The sequence below is a fragment of the Caballeronia sp. INDeC2 genome (assembly GCF_023631325.1).
GTDB lineage: Bacteria > Pseudomonadota > Gammaproteobacteria > Burkholderiales > Burkholderiaceae > Caballeronia.
In genome coordinates this window covers 687,992-701,013 of record NZ_JALQDG010000003.1, presented here as the reverse complement: position 1 = coordinate 701,013, position 13,022 = coordinate 687,992, and the positions used below count along the sequence as shown (strand labels likewise).

Annotated in this window: 7 protein-coding genes; 4 read left to right on the top strand and 3 right to left on the bottom strand. The window is 64.5% G+C overall.

The annotated features are described in order from the left end of the window. Nucleotides 1-80: 80 nt before the first annotated feature. From lpdA to aceE, 3 genes are all read right to left on the bottom strand, one after another. The gene (gene lpdA / locus NCS28_RS05000; RefSeq protein WP_250512748.1) at nucleotides 81-2,138 is read right to left on the bottom strand and encodes a dihydrolipoyl dehydrogenase; all 2,058 of its coding nucleotides are present in this window, start codon (nucleotides 2,136-2,138) and stop codon (nucleotides 81-83) included. 75 nt (nucleotides 2,139-2,213) lie between these two features. Continuing rightward, complete coding sequence (gene aceF, locus NCS28_RS04995; RefSeq protein WP_250512747.1) at nucleotides 2,214-3,848, bottom strand: dihydrolipoyllysine-residue acetyltransferase; 1,635 nt, start codon at nucleotides 3,846-3,848, stop codon at nucleotides 2,214-2,216. A 78-nt stretch (nucleotides 3,849-3,926) separates the two neighbouring features. Then, nucleotides 3,927-6,620, bottom strand: coding sequence for a pyruvate dehydrogenase (acetyl-transferring), homodimeric type (gene aceE, locus NCS28_RS04990; RefSeq protein ID WP_250512746.1), 2,694 nt, complete (start codon nucleotides 6,618-6,620; stop codon nucleotides 3,927-3,929). Nucleotides 6,621-6,901: 281 nt separating this feature from the next. Between aceE and fixL the strand changes: the two genes are divergently transcribed. From fixL to NCS28_RS04970, 4 genes are all read left to right on the top strand, one after another. Beyond that, complete coding sequence (gene fixL / locus NCS28_RS04985) at nucleotides 6,902-9,436, top strand: oxygen sensor histidine kinase FixL (RefSeq protein WP_250512745.1); 2,535 nt, start codon at nucleotides 6,902-6,904, stop codon at nucleotides 9,434-9,436. Beyond that, nucleotides 9,433-10,068: an oxygen response regulator transcription factor FixJ gene (gene fixJ, locus NCS28_RS04980; RefSeq protein ID WP_162065331.1), complete on the top strand. Its 636-nt coding sequence runs from the start codon at nucleotides 9,433-9,435 to the stop codon at nucleotides 10,066-10,068. Before fixL ends, fixJ begins: the two co-directional genes overlap by 4 nt. 467 nt (nucleotides 10,069-10,535) lie before the next feature. Beyond that, on the top strand, nucleotides 10,536-11,879 hold the full coding sequence (locus NCS28_RS04975; RefSeq protein ID WP_502801153.1) for a DUF3300 domain-containing protein: 1,344 nt from the start codon (nucleotides 10,536-10,538) through the stop codon (nucleotides 11,877-11,879). Nucleotides 11,880-11,943: 64 nt separating this feature from the next. Continuing rightward, nucleotides 11,944-12,855, top strand: a complete 912-nt coding sequence (locus tag NCS28_RS04970; RefSeq protein ID WP_250512744.1) for a DUF2950 domain-containing protein — start codon at nucleotides 11,944-11,946, stop codon at nucleotides 12,853-12,855. Nucleotides 12,856-13,022: the final 167 nt, after the last annotated feature.

The following is a 13,022-nucleotide window of genomic DNA, read 5'->3' as shown; positions in this document are numbered from 1 at the left end:
GTCTGCAGTCTGGGCCTTGCACATAACAAAGGCGCGCTCCCGTGAAGGAGCGCGCCTTTTGCACTTCTTAGAGCGGAGACTTACTTCTTGCGCTGCGGCGGCAAGTCCGTGCACACGCCTTCGTACAACTCGGCGGCCATCCCGACCGATTCGCCCAGCGTCGGGTGCGGATGGATCGTCTTGCCGATGTCGGTTGCATCCGCGCCCATCTCGATCGCGAGACACACTTCGCTGATCAGATCGCCCGCGTTCAGACCGACGATGCCGCCGCCGATCACGCGATGCGTCTCCTCATCGAAGATGAGCTTGGTGAAGCCTTCGTCGCGGCCATTCGCGATCGCGCGGCCCGAAGCGGCCCACGGAAACACCGCTTTGCCGAACTTGATGCCTTCGGCCTTGCACTGGTCTTCCGTCTTGCCCGCCCACGCCACTTCCGGATCGGTGTAAGCCACCGACGGAATCTGCAACGCGTCGAAATACGCCTTCTCGCCATGCGCCGCTTCCGCCGCGACGTGGCCTTCATGCACGGCCTTGTGCGCGAGCATAGGCTGGCCGACGAGATCGCCGATCGCGAAGATGTGCGGCACGTTGGTGCGCATCTGCTTGTCGACGTTGATGAAGCCGCGCTCCGTCACCGCCACGCCGGCCTTGTCCGCGCCGATCTTGCCGCCGTTCGGGCTGCGGCCGACCGCGAGCAGCACGAGGTCGTAACGCTGCGGTTCGCTCGGCGCCTTCTCGCCTTCGAAGGTCACGTAAATGCCGTCTTCCTTCGCCTCGGCCTTCGTCGTCTTGGTCTTCAGCATCACGTTCGTGAAGCGTTTGGAATTGAACTTCTCCCAGACTTTCACGAGATCGCGGTCCGCGCCGAGCATGAGGCCGTCGAGCATTTCGACGACGTCGATGTCCGCGCCGAGCGTCGAATACACCGTCGCCATTTCCAGGCCGATGATGCCGCCGCCCACCACGAGCATGCGCTTCGGAAGCTGACGCAGTTCGAGCGCGCCGGTCGAATCGACGACACGCGGATCGTCCGGGAAGAACGGCAGCTTCACCGCTTGCGAGCCGGCCGCGATGATCGCCTGCTTGAACTTCACGACCTTCTTGCCGTCCGCGCCCTGCACTTCCATGTGATTCGGATCGACGAAATTGCCGACGCCCGTGACCACCTGCACCTTGCGCGCCTTCGCCATGCCCGCGAGACCGCCGGTCAGTTTCTTGACGACGCCCTCCTTGAAGCCGCGCAGCTTATCCAGATCGACTTTCGGCTCGCCGAAGCTGATGCCGTGCGCCGCGAGTTCCGCCGCTTCGTCGATGACGAGCGCGGTGTGCAGCAGCGCCTTCGACGGAATGCAGCCGACGTTCAGGCACACGCCGCCGAGCGCCGCGTAACGCTCGACGAGCACCGTCTTCATGCCGAGATCGGCTGCGCGGAACGCCGCCGAATAACCGCCGGGACCCGCGCCGAGCACGAGCATGTCGCATTCGACATCGGCCGAACCGGAATAGCTGCCCGCTTGCGGCGCGGGCGACGGAGCGGCTGCAGCGGCTGCCGGAGCGGCCTTCTGCGGCGCAGGCGCGGATGCGGGAGCCGCGCCGCCGCCTTCGAGCGTCAGCACCAGCGTGCCTTCCGACACGTTGTCGCCGACCTTCACCTTCAGCTCCTTCACCGTGCCCGCGGCCGGCGAAGGCACGTCCATCGTGGCTTTGTCGGATTCGAGCGTGATGAGCGACTGCTCCTTCTCGACCGTATCGCCCGGCTTCACGTGCACTTCGATGACCGGAATGTCCTTGAAGTCGCCGATGTCCGGCACCTTCACGTCCTGCACGCCGCCACCGGTCGCGGCGGGCTTTTCGGCCGCCGGCGCCGGCGCTGCCGCAGGCGAAGGCGCCGCCGACGCGCCTTCGGTTTCGACCATCGCGATGACCGAGCCCTGGCTGACCTTGTCGCCCTGCTTGACCTTCACTTCCTTGATGGTGCCCGCGAGATCGGCGGGCACTTCCATCGTGGCCTTGTCGGTTTCGAGCGTGATGACGCCCTGTTCCTTTTCGATGCTGTCGCCGGGTTTGATATTGACTTCGATGACATCGACATCGGAGAAGTCGCCGATGTCGGGTACTTTTAGTTCGACGAGACTCATGTTGTCCCCTAAGAGATGTGCGGATGGAACCTCAGGGCAGCGCCCCGAGGTCCCGCCGTCGGCCGGATCAAATGATCAGAGAATGACGCGACGGAAATCGCCCAGAATCGCCGACAGATAAGCGTTGAAGCGCGCGGCGGCCGCACCGTCGATGACGCGATGGTCGTACGACAGCGACATCGGCAGCGTGAGGCGCGGCACGAACTGCTTGCCGTCCCACACCGGCTTCATCTGACCGCGCGACAGGCCGAGAATCGCCACTTCGGGCGCGTTGATGATCGGCGTGAAGTGCGTTCCGCCGATGCCGCCCAGCGACGAGATCGAGAAGCAGCCGCCCTGCATCTGATCGGGCTTGAGCTTGCCGTCGCGCGCGAGCTTCGACAGCTCCGCCATTTCCTTGGCGATATCGACGAGGCCCTTCTTGTCCGCGTCGCGGATCACGGGAACGACGAGGCCGTTCGGCGTATCGGCCGCGAAACCGATGTGGTAGTACTTCTTGAACACGAGGTTGTCGCCGTCGAGGCTCGCGTTGAAGTCCGGAAACTTCTTGAGCGCCGAGACCACCGCCTTGATGACGAACGCGAGCATCGTGAACTTCACGCCCGCCTTTTCGTGCTCCTTGTTGAGCTTCACGCGCAGTTCTTCGAGCTCGGTGATGTCGGCTTCGTCGTTGTTCGTGACGTGCGGGATCATCACCCAGTTGCGATGCAGGTTCGCGCCCGAGATCTTCTTGATGCGCGAGAGCGGCTTCGGATCGACCGGGCCGAACTTCGTGAAGTCGATCTTCGGCCACGGCAGGAGACCCAGCTCGCCGCCGCCACCGCCGGCCGGTGCGGCCGCCGCGGGCGCCGCGCCCTGACCCGACATCACGCCCTTGACGAACGCGGTGATGTCGCCTTGCGTGATGCGGCCTTTCGGACCGCTGCCGCGCACGCGCGACACGTCGACGCCGAGTTCACGAGCAAACTTGCGCACCGACGGCGACGCGTGGCTCGACGTGCGCGAGCCGTCGCCGGCGGGAATCACGGGCGCCTGCGCGAGCGCGGACGGCGGCTCTTTCGCGGGAGCGGGTTTCGCGGGCGCGTCGGACGGCACTTCGACCGGCTTTGCAGGCGCGGGAGCTGCGGGAGCCGCGGCGGGCGCTGCGGCACCGTCGCCGCCTTCCAGCACGAGGATCAGCGAGCCTTCGGAAACCGTGTCGCCGACCTTGACCTTCAGTTCCTTCACCGTGCCCGATGCCGGCGAAGGCACGTCCATCGTCGCCTTGTCGGATTCGAGCGTGACCAGCGACTGCTCCTTCTCGACCTTGTCGCCGACCTTCACGCCGATCTCGATGACCGGAATGTCCTTGAAGTCGCCGATGTCCGGCACCTTCACTTCGACGGAACCGCCGCCGCTCGACGCGGGCGCGGCCGACGGTGCGGCTGCCGGGGCAGGCGCGGCCGCCTGCTTGGGTGCTTCGGCGGATGCCCCGCCTTCCAGCACGACGATGAGCGTGCCTTCCGACACGTTGTCGCCGACCTTGACCTTGACCTCCTTCACGGTGCCCGCCGCCGAACTCGGCACGTCCATCGTCGCCTTGTCGGATTCGAGCGTGACGAGCGACTGCTCGGGTTCGACCGTATCACCCACCTTGACCAGCACTTCGATCACGGGGATGTCCTTGAAATCGCCGATGTCCGGCACTTTGACTTCGATCGCTTGACTCATTATTAGTGTCTCCTGGGTTGCACGCGGCCGCCTTCCGCTTCGGAAGGCGGCCGCGTCACAACGCTCGGGGGCGATGCCTTAGACGGTCATCGGGTTGGGTTTGGACGGGTCGAGGTTGTACTTCTTGATCGCCTCAGCGACGACCTTGCGCTCGATCGTGCCTTCGTCGGCCAGCGCATTCAGCGCGGCCAGCGTCACCCAATAGCGGTCGACTTCGAAGAAGTGGCGCAGCGCCTCGCGCGTGTCCGAGCGGCCGTAGCCGTCGGTGCCGAGCACCACGAACTTGTTCGGCACATAGCCGCGGATCTGGTCGACGAGCGCACGGATGTAGTCCGTCGACGCGATCACCGGGCCCTTCGCGCCCTCGAGCAGCGCGCTCACGTGGGGCACGCGCTTCTCTTCCGTCGGATGCAGCAGGTTCCAGCGCTCGCACGCCTGACCGTCGCGGGCGAGTTCGGTGAAGCTCGGCACGCTCCAGAGGTCGGCGGTGACGCCCCAGTCGTTCTTCAGCAGATCGGCGGCCGCGATCACTTCGTTGAAGATCGTTCCCGCGCCCATCAACTGGACGTGCGCCTTTCCGGCGGCATCGGCCTTCTTGAACGCGTACATGCCCTTGATGATGTCCGATGCAACTGCATCGCCTTGCGGGATCGCCGGATGCTCGTAGTTCTCGTTCATCACGGTGATGTAGTAGTACACATCCTCCTGATCGGCGACCATGCGGCGCAGACCGTCCTGCATGATGACCGCGAGTTCGTAGCCGAAGGTCGGGTCGTAGCTCACGCAGTTCGGAACCGACGCCGCCCACAGCAGCGAGTGGCCGTCTTCGTGCTGTAAGCCTTCGCCGTTGAGCGTCGTGCGGCCCGCGGTGCCGCCCAGCAGGAAGCCGCGCGAACGCATGTCGCCCGCAGCCCACGCCAGATCGCCGATGCGCTGGAAGCCGAACATCGAGTAGAAGATGTAGAACGGGATCATGATCTCGCCGTGCGTCGAATACGACGTCGCGGCCGCGATCCAGTCACACATACCACCCGCTTCGTTGATGCCTTCCTGCAGGATCTGACCGGTTTCCGATTCCCGGTAGAACATCAGCTGGTCGGAGTCTTCGGGGACATATTTCTGGCCTTCCTGATTCCAGATGCCGATCTGACGGAAGAGGCCTTCCATGCCGAAGGTACGCGATTCGTCCGGCACGATCGGCACGATGCGCTTGCCGAGCGCCTTGTCCTTCAGCAGGATATTCAGGATCCGCACGAATGCCATCGTCGTGGAGATCTCGCGGCCTTCGCCCGTGCCCTTGAGCAGCGGCTCGAACGCGGAGAGCGCCGGCACCGGCAGCGATTCCGCCTTTTCGCGACGCGACGGCAGATAGCCGCCCAGGTCCATGCGCTTCTGACGCATGTACTCGAGTTCCTTCGAGCCTTCCTCGAACGTGAGATACGGCACGTCGGCGATCTGCTCGTCGGTGAGCGGCAGGCGGAACTGGTCGCGGAATTTCTTCAGCGTGTCGATCGGCAGCTTCTTTTGCTGGTGCGTGATGTTCATCGCCTGACCATGCTCGCCCATGCCGTAACCCTTGATGGTCTTGGCGAGGATGACGGTCGGCGCGTCCTTCGTCTTGGTCGCGGCGTCGAATGCCGCGTAGATCTTGTGCGGATCGTGGCCGCCGCGGTTCAGGTTCCAGATGTCTTCATCGGACCAGTCGGCGACGAGCGCCTTCAGTTCCGGCGTGTTGAAGAAATGCTCGCGCACGAACGCGCCCGATTCCGACTTGTACGTCTGGTATTCGCCGTCGACGACTTCCATCATGCGGCGCATCAGCGCGCCGGTCTTGTCGCGCGCGAAGAGCGCATCCCAGCGGCTGCCCCAGATGACCTTGATGACGTTCCAGCCCGCGCCGCGGAATTCGCTTTCCAGTTCCTGGATGATCTTGCCGTTGCCGCGCACCGGGCCGTCCAGACGCTGCAGATTGCAGTTGATGACGAACACGAGGTTGTCCAGACGCTCGCGGCCGGCCATGCCGATCGCGCCGAGCGATTCCGGCTCGTCCGTCTCGCCGTCGCCGAGGAACGCCCAGACCTTGCGGCCTTCCGTCTTCGCGATGCCGCGCGCCGCCATGTACTTCATGAAGCGCGCCTGATAGATCGCCATGATCGGGCCGAGGCCCATCGACACGGTCGGAAATTGCCAGAAATCCGGCATCAGCCACGGATGCGGATACGACGAGATGCCCTCGCCGCCCACTTCCTGGCGGAAGTTGTTCAGTTGCTTCTCGGTCAGGCGGCCGAGCAGGAACGCGCGCGAGTACACGCCCGGCGACGAGTGGCCCTGCACGAACACGAGATCGCCGCCGTGTTCTTTCGACGGCGCATGCCAGAAGTGGTTGAAGCCGACGTCATACAGCGTCGCGGCGGAGGCGAACGAAGCGATGTGGCCGCCGACGTTGGTGTCCTTGCCCGCGCGCAGCACCATCGCGATGGCGTTCCAGCGCGTGTACGAGCGAATGCGGTGTTCGATGTCCTGATCGCCCGGAATCTTGGCCTGCGAAGCGACGGGGATCGTGTTGATGTACGGCGTGTTCGCCGAGAACGGCAGGTGCTCGCCATGCACGCGAGCGAATTCGATCTGTTTCTCGATCAGGTAGTGCGCGCGGTCAGGACCGACCGCGGAAATGACTCCGTCGAGTGCGTCGAGCCATTCGGCGGTTTCCTGAGGATCGTCGTCCTTGGCGTTGGCGACATATTTGAGAACTTCGTCGGGTACAGCGGACATGCTCGTCTCCTGATGTGAGGAACACTCTGAGAACCGCCGGCGCACGCCCGATCGAAGGCGGGCACTGGCCGCGTGCCGGCAATTCTAAAGAGGGTCCAGACCATGACGCAAGAAATTTTTCAAATCATGAGAGCTGATCTCACCATACGAAAAATTGCTGCAACGCACCGTCCCATAAGCTTTTTTTGCTCAGACGTTTCTCCTCCTTTTCCCACGAACCATGCTTCTTTACCCTCTTTTTACGCCGATTAACAATCAGGCGCTGCGTTACAATCGCTTCCATGTTGACCGAACGGCTGATCAAACGCTCGGCGAGGGTCGCGCGCAAGCCGACCGACGCCTCGCCCTCCCGCTGGCACCACGGCCCGTGGTGGTCGAACTCCTATTTACTCACGCCGCTCATTTCGATCCTGGTATTTCTGGTCGTGATGAGTCTCATCCTGTGGAGCCTGAACCGGCGCGAGCAACAGCAGCAGGAAGACACGCTCTACCGCAATGTCGCGTGGGCGCAGCAGCAAATCCGTCTGTCGATGACAGGCGCGCAAGAGCAGATCCAGGCGCTCGCGCGCGACATCGCGAGCGGCCACGGCGACCCGCAGACCTTCCAGACCTCCTCCACCGACATCATGCAGGGGCATCCCGAGATCCTCTACATGAACTGGTACACGAGCGAGCATAAGCCGCGCTGGCCGAACACGCCGCTGCCCGTGCTCGGATCGCGCCTCGCGAAGCCGAACGAAACGCAGATGGACGAGGCCGTGCAAGCCGCGTTCGACGAAGCCCGCACCACCCGCCGCCAAGTCTACTCGCCATTGCTCTACGACGACCTCGGCAATGGCTACATCACCCTGCAGACGCCGGTTTTCCGCGACCGCGAATTCCTCGGCTCGATCGCGGCGGTGTTCTCGATCGAAGGCATCCTGAAGCACGACATTCCCACCGAACTGTCGGCGAAGTACAAGATCTCCATCACCGACTTGAACAATCGCGAGCTCGCGACCACGTCGAGCCGTCCGCGCCTGCCGCGCGACATGTTCTACGACCTGCCGCTCGATCCGCCGGGCCAGGGTTTGTCGGTGCGTGTGTACTCGTATCCGCAGCTCACGAACTTCACCAATAACACACTCGTCTGGCTCGTGGCCGGCTTGTCGTGCTTCGTGCTGTGGAGTCTCTGGAGCCTGTGGAAGCACACGCGCCAGCGCTTCGAGGCGCAACAGGCGCTGTACGCCGAAGCGTTCTTCCGCCGCGCGATGGAAAACTCCGTGCTTATCGGCATGCGCGTGCTCGACATGCACGGCCGCATCACGCACGTGAACCCCGCGTTCTGCCGCATGACGGGCTGGGACGAAAGTGATCTCGTCGGCAAGAACGCGCCGTTCCCGTACTGGCCGCGCGACGCGTATCCCGAAATGCAGCGCCAGCTCGACATGACGCTGCGCGGCAAGGCGCCCTCGTCCGGCTTCGAATTGCGCGTGCGCCGCAAGGACGGCTCGTTCTTCCACGCGCGGCTGTACGTTTCGCCGCTGATCGACAGTTCGGGCCGCCAGACCGGCTGGATGTCGTCGATGACGGACATCACCGAGCCCAAGCGCGCCCGCGAAGAACTCGCCGCGGCGCACGAGCGCTTCACCACCGTGCTCGAAAGCCTCGATGCGGCCGTCTCCGTGCTCGCCGCCGACGAAGCCGAATTGCTCTTCGCCAATCGCTATTACCGGCATCTGTTCGGCATCCGTCCGGACGGCCATCTGGAGCTCGCCGGCGCCGCGTTCGACGGCGGCTCGCAAAGCTCGTCCGACACCATCGACATGGTCGACACCTACGCGGGCCTGCCCGCCGCCGCGCTCACCGAAAGCTCGGCAGACGCGCAAGAAGTCTATGTCGAAGGCATCCAGAAGTGGTTCGAGGTGCGCCGCCAGTACATCCAGTGGGTCGACGGCCATCTCGCGCAGATGCAGATCGCCACCGACATCACGCAGCGCAAGCAGGCGCAGGAACTCGCGCATCAGCAGGAAGAGAAACTGCAGTTCACGAGCCGCCTGATGACGATGGGCGAAATGGCGTCGTCGCTCGCGCACGAGCTTAATCAGCCGCTCGCGGCAATCAACAACTATTGCTCGGGCTGCGTCGCGCTGGTGAAATCCGGCCGCATGACACAGGAGACGCTCCTCCCCGTGCTCGAAAAGACCGCTCAGCAGGCCGTGCGCGCGGGCATGATCATCAAGCGCATCCGCGAATTCGTGAAGCGCAGCGAGCCCAAGCGTCAGGCCACGCGCGTCGCGGATATCGTCGCTGACGCGGTCGGTCTCGCCGAGATCGAGGCGCGCAAACGCAAGATCCGCATCGTCACTGAAATCCGCTCGCGCATGCCGGTGATCTACGTCGACCCGGTTTTGATCGAACAAGTGTTGGTCAACCTGTTGAAAAACGCGGCCGAAGCGATGCATGATGCAAAACCGAACGCCGTCGATCCGGTGATTCGCGTCGTCGTGCAGCGCATGGACGGCGGCTTCGTGTGCATCAGCGTGGTCGATCAAGGTCCGGGCGTGGACGAGGCAACCGCCGAGCGCCTCTTCGAGCCGTTCTACAGCACCAAGTCCGACGGCATGGGCATGGGGCTGAACATCTGCCGCTCGATCATCGAGTCGCATCGCGGACGCCTTTGGGTGGTCAACAACGTCGAAGCGGACGGCCACGTGACCGGCGCGACCTTCCACTGCAGCCTGCCGATCGGCGAAGTGGACGGCGCATCGGGCACGGGCGGCACGGATGCGCGGGACGAACATACGAGACAACAAACAGTTACGGGAGAACTATGAGCACAGTCACCACCCAGGAAACCGTCTTCGTCGTCGACGATGACGAAGCGGTACGTGATTCCTTGCGCTGGCTGCTCGAAGCAAACGGGTATCGCGTTCAGTGTTTCTCCAGCGCGGAATCGTTCCTCGACGTCTATTTGCCGATCTCGCATTCCGGCGCGATTTCCTGCCTGATCCTCGATGTGCGGATGGCCGGCATGACGGGGCTCGAGCTGCAGGAAAAACTCATCGCCGAGAACTCGCTCTTGCCGATCATCTTCGTGACGGGTCACGGTGACGTGCCGATGGCCGTCTCGACGATGAAAAAAGGAGCGATGGACTTCATCGAAAAGCCCTTCGACGAAGCCGAGCTGCGCAAGCTCGTGGAGCGCATGCTGGAAAAGGCGCGCAGCGAAAGCAGCAGCGTGCAGCAGCAGCGCGCCGCCGCCGAGCGTCTGGGCAAGTTGACCGCGCGGGAGCATCAGGTGCTCGAGCGCATCATCGCGGGACGCCTGAACAAGCAGATCGCCGACGATCTCGGCATCAGCATCAAGACGGTGGAAGCGCATCGCGCGAACATCATGGAGAAGCTCTCCGTGAACACCGTCGCCGATTTGCTGCGCCTCGCGCTGTCGAACAAGCCTCAGCAATAACGGCTTGCTCTCTCCCTTTCGCGGCCGGCATCGTCATGCCGGCCGCGCTTTCATGGCGCGCCTGATGCCAGGCCCGCGCCACCGGTCCCCTTCCGAAACCCCGTTGTCTGCATGAGTGAAACGTGATATTTCCTCAATCACGTTGACACACTTCGAGGCGCGCCCGTAAGTTGGCGTGAGCTTCACTACCGGACATCGGTCATGCGCGACGAGACGGCTGCCACGTCCTTGCTCGACTGTCGAACGTTTGACGCTCAAGCCTTCGGAAACGAAGACGCTTCCTCATCGATTCCCTCGCTTTCATCAAGCACTGCGCATCAGTTCGCTGCCTATAGGCAAACAACAAGCGCATCCCGCCGCATCGGCAGTACACGCGCAACGAGCGTCGTGCACCGGAGGACTTGATCTTGAAACGATACCCCTACACCGTCCTCGCGCATCGCTCGCACACGCTGCGCATCATGGCGATGAGCGTGGCGCTCGCATTGCCGTTCGCGGCGCTGCAGTCCGGCCCGGTCCACGCGCAGACGGCAGGCGCCGCGAGCACCGGACAGAAGCTCACGAACCAGCAGCTCGATGCGCTCGCCGCGCCGGTCGCGCTCTACCCCGACGCATTGCTCGCGCAGGTGCTGATGGCGTCGACGTATCCATCGCAAATCACCGACGCGGCCGGGTGGTCGAAGGCGAATCCGAACGTCAAGGGCGACGACGCGGTGAAGGCCGTGCAATCCGAGCCGTGGGATCCGAGCGTGCAATCGCTCGTCGCGTTCCCGCAGGCGCTCGCGACGATGGCCTCCAAGATCGACTGGGTGACGCAGCTCGGCAACGCCTTCATCGCGCAACCGAGCGACGTGATGGACTCCGTTCAGCGTCTGCGGCGCGCGGCGCAGAGCGCCGGCAATCTCAAGTCGAACGAGCAGCAGAAGATCACGAGCGCGCCGGCGCCGGCGGGCAGCACGACCACCAGCACCACGGTGATCCAGATCGAGCCGGCCAATCCGCAAGTGGTCTATGTGCCGACTTACAACCCGACGGTCGTGTATGGCACGTGGCCTTATCCGGCCTATCCGCCGGTCTACGTGCCGCCGCCTCCGGGATACGCCATCGCGTCGGCGTTCGTCGGCGGTCTCGCGTTCGGCGCGGGCGTCGCGGTCGTGAATTCGCTGTGGGGCAACTGCAACTGGGGTCGCGGCGATGTCAACGTCAACGTGAACCGCTACAACAATATCAATGTGAACAACCGCATCAGTTCGAACACGAACAACGTGCGCTGGAACCGCAACGATCCGCAGTTCAACCGGACCAACGTCGCGAACCGGCAGAACACGTTCAACAACGCGAATCTCGGCGCGAACGGCAACCAGTTTCGCGGCCGCGAGGATGCGCGCGCGCAGGCGGCCCAGACGTTGCAGCAGCGCACTGGGCAAAACCTCAACCAGCCGGCGAGCCAGCGCGTGCGGAACATCCGCCAGGGCGGCGGAGAGAACGCCCGCAACACGGGCGACCTGCGGCAGCGCTCACAGAACCTGAATCGCGATAACGCGCTGCGCGGCGCGGGCGATGGCAACGGTGCGCGGCAGGACATGCAGCGCGGACAGGCGAGCCGCGAATCGTTCGCCAATCAGTCGCACAACCGCGTCGGCGGGGGCGGCGGGGGCGGCGGGGGCGGCGGTATCGAGCGTGCGGGCGGCGGTCTCGGCGCGGGCGGCGGCGGCGTGCAACGTCAGGGCGGCGGGTTCGGTGGCGGTGGCGGGATGCACGGCGGCGGCGGGTTCCAGCGAGGCGGCGGCGGAGGCTTCCACCGCCGTTGATGATCGATCCGACTCATCGAACATGCGCCGCGCCCGCGGCGCACGCCAGATTCAGGAGCCCGAGATGACCCCTACCCAAGCATTCGCCGCATCGAAGAAACCAATTCTCCGCGTCCTCGTCGCCGCGTCGCTCGCGCTCGGCGCATCGCTCGTGCAGGCGCAGGCCGTGTATCCCACCGCCGAAGCCGCCGCGCAGGCGTTCACCGACGCGATCGCGACCAACGACAAGGCCGCGCTCGCCAAAGTCCTCGGCAAGGACCACGGGCGCTACGTGCCCGAGGGCAGCATCGGCGAAGAAGACATCTATGCGTACCTCGGCGCGTGGGCGCAGCAGCATCGCATCGTCGAGGATGCGCAACCGCTCAACGGCCATCCGGCCGCGCGCATCGAAGCGGGCACGAGCGGCTGGACGCTGCCGATTCCGCTTGTGAAGGTCGCGAACGGCTGGCGCTTCGACATGCCCGCCGCGCGCGACGAAGTGCTCACGCGGCGCATAGGCCGCAACGAGCGTTCGGCGATGCAGGTCGCGCTCGCGTACGTCGCCGCGCAGAACGACTATCACAAGACGGCCGGCCGGTACGCCGATCGCTTCGTCAGCACGCCCGGCAAGCACGACGGCCTCTACTGGGACACCGCGCCGGGCGAGCCGGACAGCCCGCTCGGCCCGCTCGCCGCGACGATGCCGAACAAGCCGAGCGCGGCCGACGGCTACTACGGCTATCACTACCGCATCCTGACGGCGCAGGGCCCGAACGCGCAGGGCCGCGCTAAGAGCTATCTGCAGGACGGCAAGCTGACACAAGGCTTCGGCCTGATTGCGACGCCCGCGCGCTACGGCCAGACCGGCGTGATGACCTTCATCGTCAATCAGGACGGGCAGATCTACGAGAAGGATCTCGGTCCGGCGACCACGCGCGCGGCCGCGGCGATCAAGTCGTTCAATCCGGATTCGTCGTGGAAGGCGGTTACGCCGTAAGTTGCGGCATGGCGGCAATGGCGGGCCGGAACGCGCGATAGCGCCCGGCGGTATAATTTCGCCCTTCCCAGAGGCGTATTTCCCGACATTGCGCCCAGCACCATGCGCGAGCGCCGCGCACCGCCGCCGCCCGAAAGCGGCGGGCGCGGCGTCGGCTTTACGCCCTC

Bases quoted from the DNA above. Each gene is read 5' to 3' on its own strand.
- lpdA (WP_250512748.1), bottom strand. From the start codon at position 2,138: ATGAGTCTCGTCGAACTAAAAGTACCCGACATCGGCGACTTCTCCGAT.
- aceF (WP_250512747.1), bottom strand. From the start codon at position 3,848: ATGAGTCAAGCGATCGAAGTCAAAGTGCCGGACATCGGCGATTTCAAG.
- aceE (WP_250512746.1), bottom strand. From the start codon at position 6,620: ATGTCCGCTGTACCCGACGAAGTTCTCAAATATGTCGCCAACGCCAAG.
- fixL (WP_250512745.1), top strand. From the start codon at position 6,902: ATGTTGACCGAACGGCTGATCAAACGCTCGGCGAGGGTCGCGCGCAAG.
- fixJ (WP_162065331.1), top strand. From the start codon at position 9,433: ATGAGCACAGTCACCACCCAGGAAACCGTCTTCGTCGTCGACGATGAC.
- NCS28_RS04975 (WP_502801153.1), top strand. From the start codon at position 10,536: ATGAGCGTGGCGCTCGCATTGCCGTTCGCGGCGCTGCAGTCCGGCCCG.
- NCS28_RS04970 (WP_250512744.1), top strand. From the start codon at position 11,944: ATGACCCCTACCCAAGCATTCGCCGCATCGAAGAAACCAATTCTCCGC.